Below are 20,828 nucleotides of genomic sequence, written 5' to 3'. Positions count from 1 at the left end.
ATTGGACCTAATGGAGAATTTTTACTGAAGTGGATATTCAAAATAAAGAGTTGGAAGGAAGAGTTTAATTTGTATAAGATTAATCCTTTTTCAGAGTCATTTAAAAATACAAATCAACAATTAGTTGGTCACGGAGTTAGAAATATTCAAATACTAAAAGACGCATTAAATGAACTAGATGGAAATGAAGAAAGTGATGTGTATGGAGCAGGGAATTTTATTGAAGACTTCCAAACAAAAATGGCAGAGTTTTTAGGGAAAGAATCAGCGGTTTTTTTTCCTAGCGGTACAATGGCTCAGCAAATCGCCTTAAGAATTTGGTGTGATCAAAAAGGAATCAATAAAGTTGCTTATCACCCTCTATCTCATTTAGAAATTCATGAAGAAGATGGATTGAAAAAATTACATAATATAGAGCCTATTTTACTGGCAGATAAAAGCCGCGTAATCGAATTAGAGGATGTTTTAGCAATGAATGAAGAAATCTCTTGTTTATTACTAGAACTGCCACAACGTGAAATCGGTGGACAATTACCATCATATGAAACACTTGAATCAATTTCATCGTACTGCCGTGAAAAAGGAATTAAATTGCAGTTAGATGGTGCTAGATTAATGGAAATTCTTCCATACTATAAAAAGACAGCTGCTGAAGTTTGTAGTTTATTCGATAGTGTTTATATGTCATTTTATAAAGGAATCGGAGGAGTTGCAGGAGCAATTCTTGCGGGGGATACTGACTTTATAAATGAATCAAAAGTTTGGAAAAGAAGACATGGTGGAGATTTAATTAGTCTTTATCCGTACATAATCAGTGCAAATGTTTATTTTGATCAAAGAGCAAATAAGATGGAGCAATATTATCATAATGCAGTTGAATTAGCTGAATTGTTTAATAGCTGTCACGGAATTAGTACAATACCACAAATACCAGTTTCAAATATGTTTCATGTTCACTATAACGCTCCACTCGAAAAAATTAAACAAATTATAATAGCTCTTCAGGAAGAAACAAAAATTGGGATTACTAGTAATTTAAGACCAGTTAATGAAGAGGTTTGTTATAGCGAAATTAGTATTGGTGATCAGTACTCAGCGATTTCTAAAGAAGACCTCCATAATGTATTTAAGAAATTAAATGAGGAAATGAAATCAATTTAAAGACGAGTTTTTATTAAACCTAATAAAGGAGCTTGATTACATGCAAAAAATTACAACGTTTTTAATGTTTGAAGGACAAGCAGAAGAGGCAATGAATTATTATATGTCAGTATTTAAAAATTCGGAAGTTGTAAACATCAAGCGCTACGGTGCAGAAATGGGTGAGTTTGAAGGGAAAGTGATCCATGCTACCTTCACATTAAATGGCCAGGAATTTATGTGTATCGATAGTTCGGTAAAACACAAGTTTACGTTTACTCCATCCGTTTCATTATATGTGACGTGTGAAACGAATGAAGAAATTGAGAATGCATACGAAAAATTAAGTAAAGATGGAGAAATTTTAATGCCATTACAAGCTTATCCATTCAGCGAAAAATTCGTGTGGGTAAATGATCAATTCGGTGTATCATGGCAATTAACGCTCGCTAAAAACTAAATAGTATTAAAAAATCGTGTCAGTAACAATGGCACGATTTTTTTATGCTCTTAATCGCATTACCTCATTTTATAAAATACAAACCATCTTGGTTAATTGTAGTTAGCAAGCATAATAGTAGTAAATGTCATTTCACCAAGTTAACCAATGATTCATAAGTAAACAACAACGATCTAAATATAACTGGAAAAGAGCTCAACAGTATAAAAATTGAGTTTATGATAACACTTGAGAAATACTAATATTTTTTGAAATATCCAGTTTAAAAAGAGCAGAATTATTGCAAACTTTTATTATATGAAATTTTATAAAAGGTGAGAAATTATCGATATGAATGAAGTTAATAAGATTATTGAAAAGGAATTTGATCAACAATTAATCAATAAATATGCGAGTCTAATGGCATTGGGTAATGGCTGCATTGGTTTACGATCTACTCATGAGGAAGAGTATGAAGGTCAAATTAGGGGGATGTATGTAGCGGGCGTCTACAATCAGTTATCTCCAAGTCAAACGACTAAGTTAGTGAATCTTCCTGATTTAGTTGGGATGGAAATTGAAATAAATGGTGATGTATTTTCGAATGCAACTGGCCAATTTTTATTTTATGACCGTAAATTAGATATGCTGACGGGCGAATTGATTAGAGAAGTAATTTGGAAAAATAAAGATGGTAATCGTTTCCACTTTTTGTTTCAGCGTTTCGTTTCAAAAGATGATTTACACTTACTTGCTTCAAAGCTTACCGTTACTGCTTTAGATTGCAATGCGATAATAAAAATAAAAACGGGTATTAATGCACAGTGTGTAAATCAAGAGAAAAATGAGCTGACAGAGGAATTAGTAAAAGTTTTTGATAAAAGAATTATGCAAGGTGTTTACCAGACAACGGAAAGTAAGTATAAAATTGCGATAGCAACCACTTTTGTTTCTCCAGATGAGAGTGAAGTATCATTTTTTACATTAAATAATCAACTTCTAGCGGCAGTTACACAAGAGCTAGTTGTAGATCATTCAGTTTGGTTTGAAAAAATTAGTTCAATTTATACTTCTAATGAGATGTTACGAGAAGATCCAGCCGCGGCCAGTGTAAATACAGTGCAGAAATATTTATCAGAGGGTTACGATAATTTGAGAAACAGTACGACAATCAAATGGCAGGACTTTTGGAAGCAAAAAAGAGTTGAAATTACGTCAAAGGACAAAGAGGATCAGTATGCGCTAGATTTTTCTTTATATCATATTGAAGCAATGACGCCAGCTCATGATGATCGGTTAAGTATAGGTTCTAGGGGATTAACAGGCGAAGGGAATAAAGGTCTCGTATATTGGGGGACAGAAATGTTTATCGCACCATTTCACTTATTTACTGAACCAGAGATTATGAAAAGATTACTACGATATCGTTATCAACATATTAAAGAAGCAAAGGTAAATGCAGCCCTCGCTGGTTATCAAGGTACTTTATTTCCTTGGGCAAGTGCTTTTTCAGGCAAAGAAGAAACACTTAAGAGATCAGAGAATAATAAAGTCTCGGATGACATTCAAGACCCTAAGCTGGCAAAGGGAAGTGTACATATTGTGGCAGATATTGCATTTGCTGTTGTGCAATACTATGAAAATACTCTAAATGAAGGCTTTATGGCTAAAGAAGGACTTGAACTACTTAAAGAAACGGCACGCTTTTGGGTGAGTAGGACGACAGATGTAAATGGTGATTTACTGATTAATAACGTAATTGGACCTGGTGGATTTACCGAGCTAGTTGATAATAATGCTTATACAAATTATATGGCTTTTTTTAATGTCCAGAATGCATTGAATTTTATGGGGAAATACAATGACCCTGATGCTGAATTACTACAAAAATGTACTGACTTTTTAAAGCGATTGTATTTGCCAAAACCTAATGATGAAAATATTATTCCACAGGACGATACATTTTTAGAACAACCTGAAATTGACTTAACGGAATATAAGCAGTCCCTTGGTAGTCGTGAAATTCTATTAGATTATTCTCAAAAAGAACTAAATGAATTACAAGTTTTAAAGCAAGCTGATGTTGTGATGTTGCTTTATCTTTTTCCAGATTTATTTTCAACCGATATCGTTAAAAAGAATTTGGAATACTACGAGGAGCGTACTGTTCACGAGACTTCAATAAGTAATTTAGTTCATGCAATCGTTGCTGCGAGATGCGATTATATAGATGAAGCTTATCAATTATTTCAAGAAGGCTGTTTAATTGATTTAGGACCGAATCCAAATTCTTCGGATGAAGGAATTCACGCAGCGTCTCTAGGTGCAAATTGGTTAGCGGCCATTTTTGGCTTTGCAAATATCTCAATGGATATAAACCGATTAAAGATTGAACCAAAATTACCTTCTAGCTGGGACAAAATGAATTTCCCATTTTTATGGCAAGGAGCAAAACTCGAAATTATCATTGCTAAACGAACGATGACAATTACAAAACAATATGGTCCACCAGTAACTTTAGAAATAAATGGAGAAACATTTGATTTAACCGATAAGTTAAAGGTAGGGTTATAAGAAGCATGAAAGCAGGAAGCTTTTTTTTAATCCTGCTTTTTATCTTTTTCTACTCTTCGTATAGTTCTAATGGTAATCCATCTGGATCTTGGAAAAACGTGAATTTTTTATTTGTTAGTTCGTCAATGCGAATTGGTTCTACATATACATCATTTTGTTGTAAGTATTGAATACTTTCTTCAATATTGCGAACAGAAAAGGCTAAATGGCGTAACCCAGCTGCTTCTGGATTTGTTGGTCTTTTTGGAGGGTTAGGAAATGAGAATAACTCAATTTGTCCATTATTACCAATCTTTAAGTCTAATTTATAAGAGTTTCGTTCCTCGCGATACGTCTCTTTAATAAGCTGACAACCCAATAAATTCATGTAAAAATGCTTTGATAATTCATAATTAGAGCAAATTATAGCGATATGGTGGATGCTCTTTATTTCCATATTAAATCTCCTTTTGATTAAATTATTTAAACTTTTCCTAGTTTATCATGATAATTGAGAAAGGAATACATATTTACGAGGACGCTAGAGAATTAATAGGAAGGGAAATCATAAAGTCTTGTAGAACTAAAAAAAATAATGGGAGCGATCTCCCATTAAGCGTTTGAAAATTATCTTCTTCTCTTTTTATCATCTTTTGCTAAAATTTGTACTTTCTTAATAACTTCTAGTTCTACAATAACATTTACGTGCTTATCGTTTACCGGATTGACATTTAATACAGTGCCTTTCCGACCTTTAATATGGATCACGTCACCTGTGTTGGGGACATTTTTGAGCAGTTGGTTTAATAGTTCAACGTTTTTCTCAATATAATGAACTACAATCATATCGCTTCAACTCCTCTAATAATTCTATCTTTATACAATATTTAAATTTAATTAAAATAAGAACATTTTTTAGCTGATTATTTATCAATAAAAGGTCATATATTAAGTGCAGACAGTTAGTTCTGAATATCGTTAGAAACTACTTGTAACTCATTATAATTTTAAGCATTTATTTTGATAATTTAAGAAAATAAACAGATTGAGAGGGAGCCAATGCGTAAAAAATTTATATCTATAATCGTAATCAGTATGCTTTTAGTTGGATGCAAGCATGGCGAAAAGTCTGTAAAAACGGTTAAAAACGAAGATAAAAGTCCACAGAATGAACATGTAATCGATAAAGGAGAAGTTGATACGGTTTATGCTCCATTAAACGGATTACCCATTAGTCAAGTAAGTGAACAAAGGCCAGTTGCAGTAATGGTTAATAATTACTATTTGGCTAGACCTCAAAGTGGATTAAGCAATGCAGATGTTGTTTATGAAATTTTAGCAGAAGGGGATATTACAAGATTTCTAGCCATATTCCAAAGTGATATACCTGAGAAAATTGGGCCAGTCAGAAGTGCGAGAGATTATTACATTAATTTAGCAAATGGATATCATGCATTATTTATTTGTCACGGAAACAGCCCAAAGGCAAAAGAAATGATGGATGCTGGAATGATTGACGCATTAAACGGATTGATCTACGATGGTACTTTATTTAAAAGAGATAAAACGCGAAAAGCACCTCATAATTCGTATATTTTAAAAGAAGGTATTGAAAAAGGAGTTGCCCAGAGACATTACTCATACACTGAAAAAGTAACTCCATTAGACTTTACGCAAACTGACTTGGTTTTTGATAATTCATGGAAAAATACATCAGAGGTTTTTATAAGATACTCTCATGACGCTAGAAATAATGTAACTTACAAGTACTCGAGTTCAACAAAACAATTTCAGCGAATTCAAAACGGAATTGTAGCAAAGGATGCCTTGAATAGGAAAGAGCTTCAAATTAAAAATATACTTGTCGTTGAAGCCAACCATAAAATAATAGATAGCTACGGTCGTCGCGCAATTGATATTGAAGACGGTGGAAAAGGTTATTATATTGTAGACGGAGAGTATATGAATATCGAATGGAAAAATGTAGATGGGCGAATCCTTCCATATACACTAGACGGAACGGAAATAAAGTTAGAGCCTGGTCAAACTTGGATTAACTTTGTACCAGCTTTAAAGGATGTAACAATAAAATAGAGCGATTAAAAGCAGATAATTTTTAAAGTTATCTGCTTTTAAATTTTTAAAAGGGTTTAGTGGCTCACTTAATAGTAAATGTCGCTAACAATACTAAGTTTGACCAAAAAAATCTACGATGTTACGATAAAAATTATTATTCGTTTATTTATAGTATGAAGGGAGGAGCGAGTGTGGCTGAAAAATTTGAAAACATCGGCTTAGTAGACGAGCGATATAAAAATCTAAAAGCCGACTGTGAGAGCTGCTTTGGCTTATGTTGTGTTGCATTACCATTTGCTGCTTCGGCTGACTTTGCTAAAGATAAAATTGCTGGAAAACCATGTCATAATTTACAATCAGACTACCGATGCGGAGTTCATCATAATTTAAGAGAATTAGGTTACAAAGGATGTACTGTTTTTGATTGCTTTGGTGCGGGACAAAAAGTATCACAAGTAACCTTCAATGGAAACGATTGGAGACAAAATCCTGAATTAGCTAATGAGATGTATGAAGTTTTTCCGATTATGAAGCAGATTCATGAAATGCTTTGGTATTTAAATGAAAGCCTGATGCTTACTGCTGCAAGTGAGATCCATAATGACATAAAAATAATATTAGAAGAAACTGAAAAATTAACACATATGGACGCTAAGTTAATATTAAACTTAGATATTATACTTCAACGTGCAGAAGTAAACGCTGTACTTTTGCGTGCAAGTGAGCTATCTAGGGCAGAGGCTTTAAGTAAATTTAAAAACAATAAGAAGCGTCAAAAAACTGGAAGAGGCTTAGACCTTATGGGTGCTAAATTAAAGAATGCAAATTTTATAGGTGCAAACTTAAGAGGATCCTATCTTATAGCTGCTGATTTAAGTGGGGCCGATTTAAGGGGAGCCGATTTAATTGGAGCAGACTTGCGAGATGCTAATTTGAGTGGAGCGGATCTTACGGGCAGTATTTTTCTAACCCAAGCTCAAATAAACTCAGCAAAGGGAGATCGTCATACAAAAATACCAGTGACACTTAAAAGACCATCTCATTGGTAAAACAAAAAAATGAACCATTTAATGGTTCATTTTTAATTTGTTCACATACCAGGTCATAGCAATGAAGTAGCCGATAAAAGGAGAAGTTCCATAACCGATAATCGGCACTGGGAAGTTTCCAAAAAAGCTTGAAAGAATGCAAATTGCTAAATAAGTCCCTAGACTAAACGATAATAATTTTGCATTGGTTGGTGGAATAAAGAAAAATGGCATTAGTAAAATTAAAAGTGAGATGATTGCAATGACTAGCAATCCAATTCCCATATCCTTTACTAAACTTAAAATGTCCTCGACATAGGACACTGGTGCAAGTTTATCTAAATGAGACCAGCTATAGACTATTAAAAGTATAAAGATGATGAATAATAGTAATTGAGTCTTTTTATGTTTTTTTACACCTAATAATAAAATCGAGATCGCAATTGTAAAAGCAGTTAGTTGAGATGCATCTGGTTGAAAATATAGTAATAGTGTAAAAAATAGTATAAAACTAAAAGTAATCCAAATTGCTTTAGACTTCATTAAATTTGATAGGTGTATGATTAATAATGGAACGAATGCGAAGGCGATATTAATCCTTACGGGACCAATTGCCAACCAACGATGTACACCTTGCAATCCGCCATCAAAGAAGGTTAGTAATAGTAATATGAATATGCATGTAATGACAATGATATTTGTCTTATTCTTTAAAGTTTTTGGACCTCGTAACAGAACTAAAAAAGAGATGATTCCTCCAACAATTGAAATAACAATATTTTGTCCATATATGGATGGCGATACGTGATTATTGATCATAGCAATTACACCAATGATCATAGCGGGTATTGTTAAGACGAGCGGTAATAAGTTTATTTTTTTTGAATTTAGCATCTTGTTCTAAATGGCCTTCCTTTACGAAAAATTATCTTGTTCTGATGATTGTACATAGCTTCTCTAATCCATCGGATAAGTCATTTTCGCTAACAAGCGAATAACTAATACGAAGTGAAGCAACATCTGCTTTATTGTTATAACAAGCTACACCTGGTAAAAATGAAATATTTTCTTTATTAGCTTTTCTTAATAAGTCAAAAATATCTAGATTCGATTCATGAAATGTCAGCCACAAATTAAAGCCACCATCAGGTATCCGGCAATCTAGTTGATCACTAAGTGAAGATAGTATGTTAACACTTGTATCACGTCGGATTTGTAGAGCAATTCGTAGTTTTTCAACGTGACTTCGCATTCGATCGGTTCGTAAAAATGGTAAAATCGCCTTTTGAGTTAGTAAAGGGCTTCCTACATCCATTGAAGCCTTTATTGCGAGTAGCCATTCTAAGACTGGTCCATTTGCCAGCAATGCAGCAATTCTAATACCGGGTGCTAACGTTTTACTGAAGCCTTTAATATAGATGACATGATCTGATTGATCGTAATACTTAAGTGGGAAATATTGAATTGATTGTTCAAAATAAATATCACTAAATGAATCATCTTCAAGAATAAAGAAATTATAGCGTTGTGCTAGTTCAATTAATTCTTTTCTTCGATCATTACTCATTGAGATTCCTGTTGGGTTTTGGAAGGCAGGGTTAACATAAACTAATTTTGGCATAAATTTAATGCACAAGTCTTCTATTAAATCTGATCGAATTCCTTCTTCATCCATCTCGACTGGTATTATATGAATCCCTTTATTTATAAAAATATCAAGTGCACCGCCGTAGCACGGACTTTCTACGATAATTGAATCACCAGGTTTTAATAATGCTTGAGCTACTAAATCAATTCCTTGCTGCACTCCACTTGTAATGATTAGATCATTAGCGCTACAGCGTATTTTTTGAAATTCATATAAATGATTAACAACCTCTGTTCTTAGTTCAAAATCTCCTTGAACAGGTCCGTATGTCGTTAAAATTGAGGCATCATTTCTTAATAACTTTTGCATTTCATCTGCTAAAAATTTATTAGGAAGTAGACGCGGGTAGACAACTGCTTTTGAAAAATCATATTTTAGCTGTTCTCTATTTATTAAATATTGGGACCTGACAATATTGATTCCTAAAGTCTGTTGCCAGTTAGAACTTGAATCTACTTGCAACGTTTTATTCACTTTCTTTCTTATAAATACTCCTTTACCTTGCTCCACCGTGACATAGCCGTTTGTCTCTAACCATTTATAAGCCTTTCTAACTGTTAAAACACTTATTGAAAGTTCATCGGCCAAAATCCGTAAAGATGGTAATTTCTCGTTAGGCATGAGTAGACCACTTTGAATGCTACCTGCAATCTGGGTACTTACTTGAAGATAAATCGGAACTGTTGATTTTTTATGAATTTGAATTTTCATGTATTCACCACTAGTTTTTAAATAATAAATTAATAAAAAAAAGATCAATCGTCAATGAAAAAAAAGCTAACTGTTATATGCTCTATTATACTGTTATACTCCTACTTTAATATAATACCTTTATCAAAGGGGTGATGAAATGATCATTATTAATTATTTGTTTATTTGTATTATTTTCGGTACAACTTTTCTGGCAATAAAATTTGGAATTGAGTCAGGGGTTTCACCTTTATTTTCAGCCGGCGTACGATTTACCTTAGCGGGATTGATCGTCATAACATATTTTCTTCTTAAAGGGCAAAACGTGAAAAAATTTATTTTATCAAAGCGACTAATGTATATTGGATTTTGCTTAACTTTTATGACATTTTCAACACTATATTGGGCTGAGCAGTATATAACATCAGGGTTAGCTGCAGTTTTGTCTGCAACTGGTCCTATGATGATTTTACTTTTTCAATTAAGGCGTAATAATAAGAGAATTGAACGTAAACAGTTAATAGCGTTAATAATGGCTTTTGCTGGTGTGGTCTTCGTTTGTTTACCGGGGATTAGTCAACATATCTCTTACTTATGGGTGGCTGCTTGTGTGGCAGTATTAATAGGGGAAGCATTTTACGGATTAGGTTCTATTACTTCGAAAGAAGTCTTAACAGATTTTAAAAGTGTATCGCCGTTTTTAATCAATGCTTTTCAAATGCTATATGGTGGAATATTTCTTCTTCTATTTTCATTTGTAATAGAAAAACCGAATATTTCAATTTTAAGTTCTTGGGATGCGCAGTGGCCTATATTGTACCTTATTTTTATAGGTTCAATTGGGGGACATGGTTTGTACAGCTGGTTATTAGCGAAAACGAACCCAGTCTTTCCATCAACATGGCTATACGTATCGCCGTTAATTGCAAGTGTATTAGGATATTTCGTAATGGATGAACCAATTAAACCTATCATGGCAATTGGTGGAATATTAATCTTATCCGGTGTATTCATTGCAAATTGGTCCACTTTTTCTATGTATAGAAAGCAAGGGAAGCTTTTTAAAAAAGAAGTGGAAGTTTCAAAATAGTTTTAGGACCTTGGTGTGTAGTTTTGAGACACCGTCTATTTGTGAGAAATACGAACAAAATATGTACTTTGTTCATAAAGCTGTGAACTTTGTGCATAAAGTAGTATTTTTTGTTAATAAACTGCAGATTTTTTTGCATAAGGCAGCGGTTTTCGTTCATAAAAAGCTTGCCCGTTGAATATGGCTTCTTTAAGTAATGGCATCCTCCACATTTTTAAATAAAAAACTGCAGAAAATCCACAAGGAATTGAATACCTTGTGGATTTTCTGCAGTTTAATTTGATTTTTGTACAAATGCCCAAATATAACCGTCTGGATCTCGTAAGCAAAATTCCTTATAGCCCCATGGTTGAACAGTAGGTTTTGTGATGACCTTTTCTCCATTTGAGAAATCTAGTGGAGTCAATTCTTTTTCTACTATGTTTTCAAATAGTGGATCGACTTCTTTTACTACGAATTGAAAGACAGCATCCGTATTTGATTGTGTTTCTGTCGGATGTAGCATTACTTCACCATCACCTACTTTAAACCAGTGCATATCTTCATGGCCTCTTAAATATTCAAATCCAACTTTTTCATACCAATTTTTAGAAGAGTTTGTGTCTTTACAAAATATAACAATATCTAAAACTCCATTCATTTAAACAGCTCCTTAACTAGTATTGTGTTCACTGTATTAACTATTCTTTATGTAATGTATTCTTACCTTTTTATTAATGGATTAATGAATGCGGATTAACATACTTTTCTAAAAAATGTCAAAATTTCTAAAGAAAAATGCCCCTTTTACCGATATATAAATATAGAACAGTTTTTTAGCCGACTTTGGCAAAAAGGGTTGCTTTCGCCATAAGTCTTATTTTTAGGCTGAGAAACTTCGAATATCGTCTCTGGTATGAGTCTAGAGTTTGCAGAATGAACAAACCTGAAATTTGGAAAGCAAGAGGGGGATCGAAAAAAGAACATTAAATTTTTTGAAATAGGAAGGAGGACGTTGCCTAATTGTTTGAAAAAAATGGTTACATCAAACAGGAAGTATGTATAGATTTCAATTAATTTATGGCAACGGGATTGTAAGATGCTTTTAAAACTATGGAATAATGTATTAAAAATTGGGATGATTTTATCTATTCTATCTAGTAGTCTCTTTTTTGGAGTAAATAGTAGTAAAGCAGCTACTACACAAACCGGCGTAGTGACTGCGGCTTCTTTAAATATGAGAACTGGACCAAGCACTGCCTATAGTAAAATCATGACCTTGAAAAAAGGAAATAAACTAACGATAACTGAAAGAAAAAATGGTTGGTATAAGTTTAAGTTTAGTAAAAAAATAGGGTGGGCATCGGCTAAGTATATTAAATTAGTTAAAAAAACTCCAACTGCTCCAAAAGTTTTATTCTCTGGTGAAATAACTGCATCTTCACTAAACGTAAGAACAAGTCCTAATGTTACGAGTAAGGTAATTACAACTCTAAAAAAAGGTACTAAAGTTTCAATCGTAGAAAAAAAATCTACTTGGTACAGAATAAATACAACCAAAGGATATGGATGGGTAAGTTCGGCATACGTGAAACAAATTGTTACTGTAGTAAAGCCGCCTTCAGCGAAACCACCAGAAGAGAGTAAACCGAATCCCCCAACAACAAAGCCACCAAGTGGAGACACTTCAGCAATCGATCAACAAGATAAAAGCGGTCGAGTTACTACCGCGTCTTTAAATGTAAGAACTGGCCCAGGTACTACGTATAAGTCAATAACAAGCATTAAAGTCGGTACTGTAGTTAAAATTAAAGCAGAAAAAGATGGATGGTATGAAATCGAAGCTGGTACGATTGTTGGGTGGGTTAGTGCGAAATATATCCAGCAGATAAGCGATGACGATATGAATTTAAAAAATTTTACTCTAGTTATTGATCCAGGGCATGGTGGAAGTGATCCTGGTGCAACATTTAAAACAAGTAGCGGGGATATCTATAAAGAAAGTATGATTGTCTTATATGTCTCCCAATTTTTAAACGATTATTTAGTGGAACTACCGATTCAAACATATTTTACTCGTGAGTCTGACACATATCCAACATTAAAGCAGCGTGTCGAATTTGCTAAATCCAAAAAGGCGAAGGCATTTATTAGTATCCATATTAATGCATCTTCTTCGCATAATGGAAATGGAACAGAAACATATTATTATGGTGAATCAAAGAATTCTCCTACTAATTCGCCGACGAAATTAGAAGATAGTATGACACTTGCTGAAACTATTCAAAATAGGCTGGTTGAAAAATTAGAGTTAAAGGATCGTGGTACTAAAAGTGGTAACTTTCAAGTAATTCGCGAATCAACGATGGCATCAATTTTAACTGAATTAAGCTATATAGATCATCCAACGGATAATGTGAAGCTAAGTAATGAGATCTGGCAGCAAGAAGCAGCTGAAGGGATTTATTTAGGAATACTAGATTACTTAAGTATTCAAGGATACAACGTAGATTCATATTATATAAACGATTAAAAGGACTCTCCAAAAGTCATTATATGACTAATGGAGAGTCCTTTTTTTAGTATTTTTCATAGAATTTCTTAGAAGTTGATGAAAATTGACAAAATTTTTCGGAAATGAAATCAAATCAACTATCGTTATAATGAAATTGTAATCTTTGCTTAAAAGTTTAAGAAGTAAAAAACAATAGAAAATAATTGGTAGGTGAGAAGAGTGAACGCAGCACTATATAAAGAAATTGAATGGATATGTCTGGAGAAAGGTTGGACAAAAACGGATTTAGCTCAAAGGTCAGGTATACATATAAGTGAAATAAGTCGTCTTTTTAATCACAAACGTTCGGTTACACTTAAATATTTGGATGCTATTACAGAGGCTATTGAGTTAGAGGAAGGTGCACTTTATTCATATTTTGCTGAGGAATGTTTTAATGAAGAACAACTATTAGATAAGCGTAAAAGTGTACAGTTTTTGTTTAAGTGTTTTTTGAAAGGTTACGAGGAACATTGTGAAAAGTTGCTACAAATAATGACGACAGAGAAATCAGACACTGCTCGGACCAATTATTTGAATTATATTTTCTTCGTTGCTGAAGAGCTTTTTAAAGCAGGAGAAGAAGAAAAAGCAATGCTATTGTATGAGATTATTATTGAAAATGATTCGAAAAATAGTATGGAACTGTTAGCAATTAGTTATTTTCGGCGGTTTTATATTTTAAGGATGACTGATGACGCCCAGCATGCATTGACGGATGTGCTTGAATATCTATTTTGTATGCCAAAAAAAGTAATAAAAGAAGCCTACTTATGGATTGTCGCATTTTACTATTGGCGTGAGCGATGGGAAGAAGTACTTTATTATGCTGAGAGGTTAAGGAAGCTTGTTAAAGACGGTGAATATTATGGTAGAGCTCTTATGTATAAGAGCTTTGCATTGGCACGTCTTGGAGGAACGCTTGAAGAAATAGTTGAATTAACTGATTGTTATGCCCAAGTAAATGACTATTTTGCAGATTTAGCGATTGGAAATCGACTTGCATCTTATTTGGATTTTGGCTACTTAGAGTATGTAGATCAGTATCTTACATGGTTAGAAGATAGAGAGGATGTTCATATTGGTTTACCAAAGGTGCTTGAGGCATATATTCATTTGAATCGTTTAGAGGATGCTAAAAAAATACTAGATTTATATAAGCACAAGATTAACGAGCTAGACGAAAGTGTTGAATCTTGGTTAAAACAAAAAGTATATTTAGAGTTTCGATATGCATATGCTTTGTTTCAGTGTGAAAGCTTACAATTTCCAAATGGGCTAGATGAATTATTGGATGTCGCTTATGTAGCAAATCAAATAGGAAATTTGGAAAGATTTAATAAGTGCTTACTAGTTTACTGGAGATATAAACATCATGCGACTTCGAACCAAATAAATAAGTATATACAATTATTAAGTATTAATGGGATGAAAGAGAGTTCTTCAAGTAATTTTGCATAGGCTATTAGATTTAAATTAATTGAAGTTGTGGAATATAGATTAGAAGAATTAAAGTTTAGATAAAAAATATTAAAAAAATATAATTTGACGTAATTTTCAGAAAATAAAATTATATCAAATCTCAATATAATGAACTTATTAAGAAAAGAAAGTAGGGATAGTAGTTGAAAAAGAAAATGTTTAGAAATGTTACAACATTAGCATTAACAACAGGACTTATTAGTACTACGATTACACCAATCTCCTTTTCACATCAAGTTCATGCACAAGCAACTTCGAAGATTGAACAAGTATTAGCAAAACTTACGCCTCAGCAGCGTGAGGCAATTAAGCAATTAAAGCTAAATGACAAAGAGGGAGTTAATTTGTCACCTGAAGTTGATCAAACAAGTGATAAGCCTACTTCTGTCATTGTCGAATTTAAGGACAAGCCTGGACAGACTGCTGTTTTAGAAGCAGAAGCTGATGGAGTAAATCTAACAGCGGAGGATGCGAAAGAAAAAGTAGATGCATCACATGAAACTTTCCAAAAAGACTTAAAAACTATTTTTAGCAGTGAATTAAAATCAAAGAAAAATCCGTATTCGATTAAACGATCATATAAAAAAGCATTTAATGGGGTCTCTATGACTCTACCAGCTAACAAAGTAAAGGCTTTACTTAAATCTAATGCAGTAAAAGCCGTCTGGAGTGATATGCAGGTCCAAGTAGAGCCACCTTCTATTAAGGATACGCCAGCTAAGCAAACTGCAACTCATACGATGGTTACATTCCCAGGTGTTGAAAAACTTCATCAAGAAGGCTTTACAGGAAAAGGTGTAAAAGTTGGTATTATTGATACTGGAATTGATTATAACCACCCAGATTTAAAAGATGCTTTTAAAGGTGGTTACGATTTCGTCGATAATGACAATGACCCAATGGAAACGTCATATGCCGATTGGCAGAAGTCTGGACAGCCTGAAATAGGTTCAAGTGGAGAAGCTTACTATACAGAGCATGGTACACATGTTGCCGGAATTATTGCAGGACAAGCGAAAAATAAAGCAGATTTTGCAGTAGAGGGTGTTGCACCAGATGCGGATATTTATTCTTATCGTGTTTTAGGGCCATATGGTTCTGGATCTACTTCTGCAATTTTAGCTGGTATTGATAAAGCCGTATCAGATGGAATGGATATTATAAATATGTCACTTGGAGCAAATTACAATGACCCATTATTCCCTACGAGTATTGCCGTAAACAATGCTGTACTTGCAGGAGTAACAGCAATTGTCGCGGCTGGAAACTCTGGGGATAGAATGTATTCGCTTGGCGCACCGGGTAATGCTCCTTTAGCAATTACAGTTGGGGCGAGTGACACATCTGTTACAATTCCAAGTTTTTCAGGTGCATTACACCCTTCAACAGGCGATATATCTGTTGATTTAAAATTAGCTGCTCAAGGTTTGACTGATAACATAGCGGATTTTGAAGGGCAAACTTTACAAATGGTGAATGTATCATTCGGTGGTGAACCTAGTTATTCTAAGCGTGATGCGAATGGTAATTATGTACCAATTGATGTAAAAGGAAAAGTTGTTCTTGCGCAACGAGGGAGCTATGGAATTACTCAGATCATTGCGACAGCTAAATCGCATGGAGCAAAGGCTGTTGTTTTATATGACGCAGATCAGCCATTAGGAGATGTATACCTTGGAGATGCCTATGGCTTACTTCCAACATTTTTACTAAGTAATGTACAAGGGAGAGCATTAGCTGCTAAATTACCTTTAGGTGCATCAGCTGGAATACCTTTAGACTTCACATTTAGTAATATGAAACAGACAGTGGCTGTCGGCGATAAATTGGCACCATTCAGCTCGCGTGGTCCATCTCGTGTGTTATATGATATTAAACCTGAAGTAACAGCACCTGGAGTATCTGTTTTTTCTACTGTTCCTTCATATATGCACGGGGCAGACCAAATTGGAAACTATCAATACGCATATGAACGCTTATCTGGAACATCAATGGCAACTCCTAACGTTGTTGGGGTAGCAGCATTATTAAAGCAAGCTCACCCAGATATGTCTCCTTCAGATATTAAATCAACACTTATGAATACAGCAGATCCATTATCTGATAAATACAGCGTATATGAAGTTGGTGCAGGACGTGTTAACCCTTATGATGCCGTTCATGCCCAAACAGAAATTCAAGTAAAAGATAAAACTTCAACTGTAAAAGATAATGCAAGTAATAATGGGGCAACTACTTTAGCAAGTAAAGGAATTAAACAAATTAAAAATATTACTGGTGCATTAAGTTTTGGTGAGCAAGCAGTCACTGGTAAAGACTTATCAGACCAACGTTCAATCACATTATTTAATAAAAGCTCAGTAGATAAGACATATGATGTCAAGGTTCAATTCCAAACATTAGCTGCACGATACACAAATGATTCTAGAGCAGATCAAGATGCAACTGCAAATGGAGTTACATTAGATGTGAAATCAACTGTAAAAGTAAAACGATATAGCAGTGTTAATATGGATGCTACAATCAACATTCCTAAAAATGCGAAACTTGGAACGTATGAAGGGTATGTTGTATATACAAACCAAAAGGATCCTAATGAAACATATAAAATTCCATTTGCAATTCATACGGTAAAAGAAGGTATCGACTATTTGACTGGTAATCCACCGGCATTTACAGTACCTTATGAAGCGGCAAGTAATGCGACAAGATGGTCAATTGGTGTAAACTTTAAATTAAATTCTCATATGCGATATTTTGATTTCTTTATTGTGGATCCTAAAACAGACAAAGAAATCGGATTCTTAGGCTCAGCTGACGGTATGGGAGCAGATGAGAATATCGAGTATTATTACCGTGGAGTTCTGAATAATGGTCAATATTATCCTTTAACTGGTGATGCAAACAATCCAATTGCATATGATCTTAAAGAGCTTGATCCAGGCCTTTGGAAAATTAGAATGGTAGGAACTAATGATAAAGGTGAAACTTTCACTGCAGATGCACCGGTTTACAATGGAGTGAAAGAAGCTAAAGTAACGATGAACAATATGAAAGCTGGAGGCATTTACGAAACTGCTAATCCAACTGACACGAAAGTTACTGTATCAGGTAATGTCTTAGATAAAGAAATAGATGAGATGAAAGCAGCAGGAATTAATGCTTCTCAAGGAGATAACAATTTTACATATTATAATCCTAATACTTCTCAAGAGAAAAGTATACCGCTAGACTCACAAGGTAATTTCAATGCTGAAATACCGTTAAGTACATCTGGTCCAATAGTAAATGCAATTACAGAGTACGACTTCTCAGATTATAGCAAATCGACTGTTCGAAATTACGGTAGTTTTATTGACGCATATTTTGTTAGAAAAGGAACGGCATATACATCTGCAATTTCTGATAAACAACGTATAAACATGGGTGAATCTACAACTGTAACTTTCTCAACAAAAAATGTGAAAACAAACGTGAAGAAAGCTGAATTTACATTCCTTTATCCAAGCCAGTTCCTTGATTTAGTGAATGTACAACCAAATTCGGCATTTAAAGGCAAACTGGACGTTCAATATACGACTGCTGCTTTTAATAACTCGTTAACTAAAATGACAATCACTGCTACAGCAACTGGAGATTTAGCGAATACTGGAATTGCTGGAGATGCTTCATTAGTAGACTTAACATTAAAAGCAAAAGATCAATACTACAAAGGGCCAATGAACTTTTACAATGCAACTGGTTCAAGTAGATTCTTTAATGCTGTTTATACAAATGTGGATAATACTACTGTAACGACGCAAGGTATTCAACCTTATTTCTATATTACTCCAACATATTCACTTATGAGATCGGAAGTTCAGGCAGAAGGTTTAATGACTTTTGGTGGAGAGCCTCAGGGGAAACTAATTGATTATAATAAAGCAGGTACAAAAATTAGTGTGAAAGATTCAAATGGTAAAGAGTATGGTGTAACTGATAAATTAGGTTATTCTGAGTCATTCTCATATGCATTTAGAACTAGATTACCGATCAATGATGATGAGTATACATTGAAAATTGACGTACCAGGCCACTTTACGTTCTCGAAAGATTTTAATATTGGTGTAAAAGAAGATGGAAAAACTACAGCAGGATCAAAACCAATTAATTATGACTATATACCTGGTGGAGACGTAAATAAAGATAATGTCATTGACGTAAAAGATGCGATTTACATCCAAACATATTGGGATACAAATAAACGTGACGCTGACATTAACTATGATGGAGTTGTTGATGCAAAAGATATGCAATATGTCATCAATAACTACCTAATGCAAAACCCTTGGAATGACAACTCACCAAAAGCAGCTACAAAATATAAGAGCAAAACATTGGATGATGTATTAGTAGGACTTGGTTTAGAGTAATTAATAAGATAACTAGTTAATCGGTAACCATTATTTGGTTACCGATTTTTTTAGTGATTAAATAATACAAAATTCTGTAAGGTAGAAATCCAAACAGAATGTGTACTTTATTGATATAGTTGTGAACTTCGTTGATAAAGTACCTATTTTTGTTTATAAAATATTCAGAGTCCTGTTTATTTCTTCGAAAGATTGAGAAAAATAATTTGATGCAGATAAAATTTGACCGATTTTACGGATACATTTAATTAGGATTAATTAAAAAGATTAATAAACGTTGTGATACAATGAATTAGTCATTTTTGAGTAAATATTATGAAACAACCATTATTATTAATGATAGAAAATAGAAAGTAAGGTAAATAAAATGAATAAATTTTCAAGTTTAGGTTTAAGTGAAGAATTAACGGAGTATTTAACTGAATTAGGTATTACAGAGCCCACTCCAATTCAAGAGAAGGCAATTCCAATTGTATTTGAAGGGAAGGATTTAATAGGCCAAGCACAAACAGGAACGGGTAAAACATTTGCATTCCTATTTCCAATCCTTGAAAGAATTAACTTAGAATTACCACATACTCAAGCATTAGTAGTTGCTCCAACTAGGGAGTTAGCTCTTCAAATTACGGCTGAGGCAAAAAGGATTGTTAGCGAAGATTTCGGTGTACTTGCCGTTTATGGTGGCCAAGACGTCGAACAGCAAGCGCGCAAACTAAAAAGTGGTGCTCACTTAATCATTGCAACACCTGGTCGCCTTTTAGATCATTTAAGAAGAGGGACAATTAAATTAGATAAAGTTGATTTTCTAGTACTCGATGAAGCAGATCAAATGTTACATATTGGATTTTTACATGAGGTGGAAGACATTATCAATCAAACACCCGTATCAAGACAAACGTTATTATTTTCTGCTACGATGCCAGATCAAATCCAATCTCTAGCAAAGCGCTATATGAAAAAACCAGAAGTAATAAAAGTAAAAGCTAAGAGAATTACACTAGATGAAATTGAACAACTAATTATCGAAACGACAGATCGTGGGAAATATAATGCACTGTTGAGCCAAATAAAAGAGACAAAACCATTTCTAGCGATCATTTTCTGTAGAACAAAAAGAAGAGCTAATAAGTTAAATGAACAATTAAAAGGAAAAGGATTATTATCTGAAGAACTTCACGGAGATCTAACCCAAGGCAAGCGGGAAAAAGTTATGAAAATGTTTCGTGAAGCTAAAATACAATATCTTGTAGCAACAGATGTAGCAGCCAGAGGAATCGATGTTGATGGTGTAACTCATGTATTCAACTATGATATACCACTAGACACAGAAAGTTATGTTCATCGAATTGGAAGAACTGGTCGAGCAGGAGATACTGGTACAGCGATTACATTTGTTACGCCAAAAGATTTTCAAGATATGAAAATGATAGAAAAAGAACTTAATCTTTCAATTAATAGAATAGAAATGGAAAGAGTAGATAGAACAGAGAATGAAGGAAGTACAGGCAGACCGGACAGATCAAGAGGTACAGGAAGAACTGAAAGATCAGGAAGTGGAAGCAGAACTGAAAGATCAGAAAGTGGAAGCAGAGCGGAAAGAACAGGAAATGCTGGCAGAGCGGAAAGATCAGGAAGTGGAAGTAGAGCGGAAAGATCAGGAAGTGGAAGTAGAGCGGAAAGATCAGGAAGTGGAAGTAGAGCGGAAAGATCAGGAAGTGGAAGTAGAGCGGAAAGATC

Annotated in this window: 15 protein-coding genes; 10 read left to right on the top strand and 5 right to left on the bottom strand. The window is 33.9% G+C overall.

The features are described 5' to 3' along the window. Positions 1-69 precede the first annotated feature (69 nt). The 3 genes from ACFCYN_RS12130 to ACFCYN_RS12120 all read left to right on the top strand — a co-directional run bounded on the left by ACFCYN_RS12130 (position 70) and on the right by ACFCYN_RS12120 (position 4,153). Positions 70-1,161 (top strand): threonine aldolase family protein, encoded by a 1,092-nt coding sequence (locus ACFCYN_RS12130; RefSeq protein WP_375949514.1) that lies wholly within the window; start codon positions 70-72, stop codon positions 1,159-1,161. 40 nt (positions 1,162-1,201) lie between these two features. Next, on the top strand, positions 1,202-1,600 hold the full coding sequence (locus ACFCYN_RS12125) for a VOC family protein (RefSeq protein ID WP_375949512.1): 399 nt from the start codon (positions 1,202-1,204) through the stop codon (positions 1,598-1,600). A 330-nt stretch (positions 1,601-1,930) separates the two neighbouring features. Next, complete coding sequence (locus ACFCYN_RS12120) at positions 1,931-4,153, top strand: glycosyl hydrolase family 65 domain-containing protein (protein WP_375949510.1); 2,223 nt, start codon at positions 1,931-1,933, stop codon at positions 4,151-4,153. A gap of 49 nt (positions 4,154-4,202) precedes the next feature. On the opposite strand, the gene gloA2 is transcribed toward ACFCYN_RS12120, so the two are convergent. After that, complete coding sequence (gloA2, locus tag ACFCYN_RS12115; protein WP_172447062.1) at positions 4,203-4,589, bottom strand: SMU1112c/YaeR family gloxylase I-like metalloprotein; 387 nt, start codon at positions 4,587-4,589, stop codon at positions 4,203-4,205. A gap of 170 nt (positions 4,590-4,759) precedes the next feature. Next, positions 4,760-4,978, bottom strand: a complete 219-nt coding sequence (locus tag ACFCYN_RS12110; RefSeq protein WP_098170758.1) for a hypothetical protein — start codon at positions 4,976-4,978, stop codon at positions 4,760-4,762. Positions 4,979-5,191: 213 nt separating this feature from the next. Here ACFCYN_RS12110 and ACFCYN_RS12105 point away from each other — a divergent pair, with 213 nt between their 5' ends. Both ACFCYN_RS12105 and ACFCYN_RS12100 read left to right on the top strand, forming a co-directional pair. Next, the gene (locus ACFCYN_RS12105) at positions 5,192-6,226 is read left to right on the top strand and encodes a DUF3048 domain-containing protein (RefSeq protein WP_375949508.1); all 1,035 of its coding nucleotides are present in this window, start codon (positions 5,192-5,194) and stop codon (positions 6,224-6,226) included. A 155-nt stretch (positions 6,227-6,381) separates the two neighbouring features. Further along, positions 6,382-7,257 (top strand): pentapeptide repeat-containing protein, encoded by an 876-nt coding sequence (locus ACFCYN_RS12100; protein WP_172447791.1) that lies wholly within the window; start codon positions 6,382-6,384, stop codon positions 7,255-7,257. An 18-nt stretch (positions 7,258-7,275) separates the two neighbouring features. Here the strand turns inward: ACFCYN_RS12100 and ACFCYN_RS12095 are convergent, their stop codons facing one another. Both ACFCYN_RS12095 and pdxR read right to left on the bottom strand, forming a co-directional pair. Beyond that, positions 7,276-8,130: an FtsW/RodA/SpoVE family cell cycle protein gene (locus ACFCYN_RS12095; protein ID WP_375949506.1), complete on the bottom strand. Its 855-nt coding sequence runs from the start codon at positions 8,128-8,130 to the stop codon at positions 7,276-7,278. Between the two features lie 31 nt (positions 8,131-8,161). Then, a complete protein-coding gene (gene pdxR / locus ACFCYN_RS12090) occupies positions 8,162-9,595 on the bottom strand; it encodes a MocR-like pyridoxine biosynthesis transcription factor PdxR (protein ID WP_172447065.1) in 1,434 nt (477 codons plus the stop codon). A gap of 139 nt (positions 9,596-9,734) precedes the next feature. Here pdxR and ACFCYN_RS12085 point away from each other — a divergent pair, with 139 nt between their 5' ends. Further along, positions 9,735-10,664 carry a DMT family transporter gene (locus ACFCYN_RS12085; protein ID WP_172447066.1) on the top strand — a complete coding sequence of 310 codons (930 nt, stop codon included), beginning with the start codon at positions 9,735-9,737 and terminating at the stop codon, positions 10,662-10,664. A gap of 274 nt (positions 10,665-10,938) precedes the next feature. Here ACFCYN_RS12085 and ACFCYN_RS12080 read toward each other — a convergent pair whose 3' ends face one another. Further along, positions 10,939-11,304 (bottom strand): VOC family protein, encoded by a 366-nt coding sequence (locus ACFCYN_RS12080; protein ID WP_172447067.1) that lies wholly within the window; start codon positions 11,302-11,304, stop codon positions 10,939-10,941. 438 nt (positions 11,305-11,742) lie between these two features. On the opposite strand from ACFCYN_RS12080, the gene ACFCYN_RS12075 reads away from it, so the two are divergent. The 4 genes from ACFCYN_RS12075 to ACFCYN_RS12060 all read left to right on the top strand — a co-directional run. Further along, positions 11,743-13,176 carry an N-acetylmuramoyl-L-alanine amidase family protein gene (locus ACFCYN_RS12075; protein WP_375949503.1) on the top strand — a complete coding sequence of 478 codons (1,434 nt, stop codon included), beginning with the start codon at positions 11,743-11,745 and terminating at the stop codon, positions 13,174-13,176. A 201-nt stretch (positions 13,177-13,377) separates the two neighbouring features. Continuing rightward, complete coding sequence (locus ACFCYN_RS12070; protein WP_172447069.1) at positions 13,378-14,658, top strand: helix-turn-helix domain-containing protein; 1,281 nt, start codon at positions 13,378-13,380, stop codon at positions 14,656-14,658. Between the two features lie 164 nt (positions 14,659-14,822). Next, positions 14,823-19,091, top strand: coding sequence for a S8 family serine peptidase (locus tag ACFCYN_RS12065; RefSeq protein ID WP_375949501.1), 4,269 nt, complete (start codon positions 14,823-14,825; stop codon positions 19,089-19,091). Positions 19,092-19,458: 367 nt separating this feature from the next. Further along, on the top strand, positions 19,459-20,828 hold a 1,370-nt coding region (locus tag ACFCYN_RS12060), incomplete at its 3' end, for a DEAD/DEAH box helicase (protein WP_375949499.1).

Origin of the sequence: Gottfriedia sp. NPDC056225 (genome assembly GCF_042267765.1) — a bacterium.
GTDB lineage: Bacteria > Bacillota > Bacilli > Bacillales > Bacillaceae_G > Gottfriedia.
The sequence above is the reverse complement of the archived record's forward strand: the minus strand, read 5'-3'. Positions and strand labels throughout refer to the sequence as shown.

What these genes read in the sequence shown, in the direction of transcription:
- pdxR (WP_172447065.1), bottom strand. Translation starts at nt 9,595, where the DNA reads ATGAAAATTCAAATTCATAAAAAATCAACAGTTCCGATTTATCTTCAA.
- ACFCYN_RS12080 (WP_172447067.1), bottom strand. Translation starts at nt 11,304, where the DNA reads ATGAATGGAGTTTTAGATATTGTTATATTTTGTAAAGACACAAACTCT.
- ACFCYN_RS12120 (WP_375949510.1), top strand. Translation starts at nt 1,931, where the DNA reads ATGAATGAAGTTAATAAGATTATTGAAAAGGAATTTGATCAACAATTA.
- ACFCYN_RS12095 (WP_375949506.1), bottom strand. Translation starts at nt 8,130, where the DNA reads ATGCTAAATTCAAAAAAAATAAACTTATTACCGCTCGTCTTAACAATA.
- ACFCYN_RS12125 (WP_375949512.1), top strand. Translation starts at nt 1,202, where the DNA reads ATGCAAAAAATTACAACGTTTTTAATGTTTGAAGGACAAGCAGAAGAG.
- ACFCYN_RS12085 (WP_172447066.1), top strand. Translation starts at nt 9,735, where the DNA reads ATGATCATTATTAATTATTTGTTTATTTGTATTATTTTCGGTACAACT.
- ACFCYN_RS12100 (WP_172447791.1), top strand. Translation starts at nt 6,382, where the DNA reads ATGAAGGGAGGAGCGAGTGTGGCTGAAAAATTTGAAAACATCGGCTTA.
- ACFCYN_RS12105 (WP_375949508.1), top strand. Translation starts at nt 5,192, where the DNA reads ATGCGTAAAAAATTTATATCTATAATCGTAATCAGTATGCTTTTAGTT.
- gloA2 (WP_172447062.1), bottom strand. Translation starts at nt 4,589, where the DNA reads ATGGAAATAAAGAGCATCCACCATATCGCTATAATTTGCTCTAATTAT.
- ACFCYN_RS12075 (WP_375949503.1), top strand. Translation starts at nt 11,743, where the DNA reads ATGCTTTTAAAACTATGGAATAATGTATTAAAAATTGGGATGATTTTA.
- ACFCYN_RS12110 (WP_098170758.1), bottom strand. Translation starts at nt 4,978, where the DNA reads ATGATTGTAGTTCATTATATTGAGAAAAACGTTGAACTATTAAACCAA.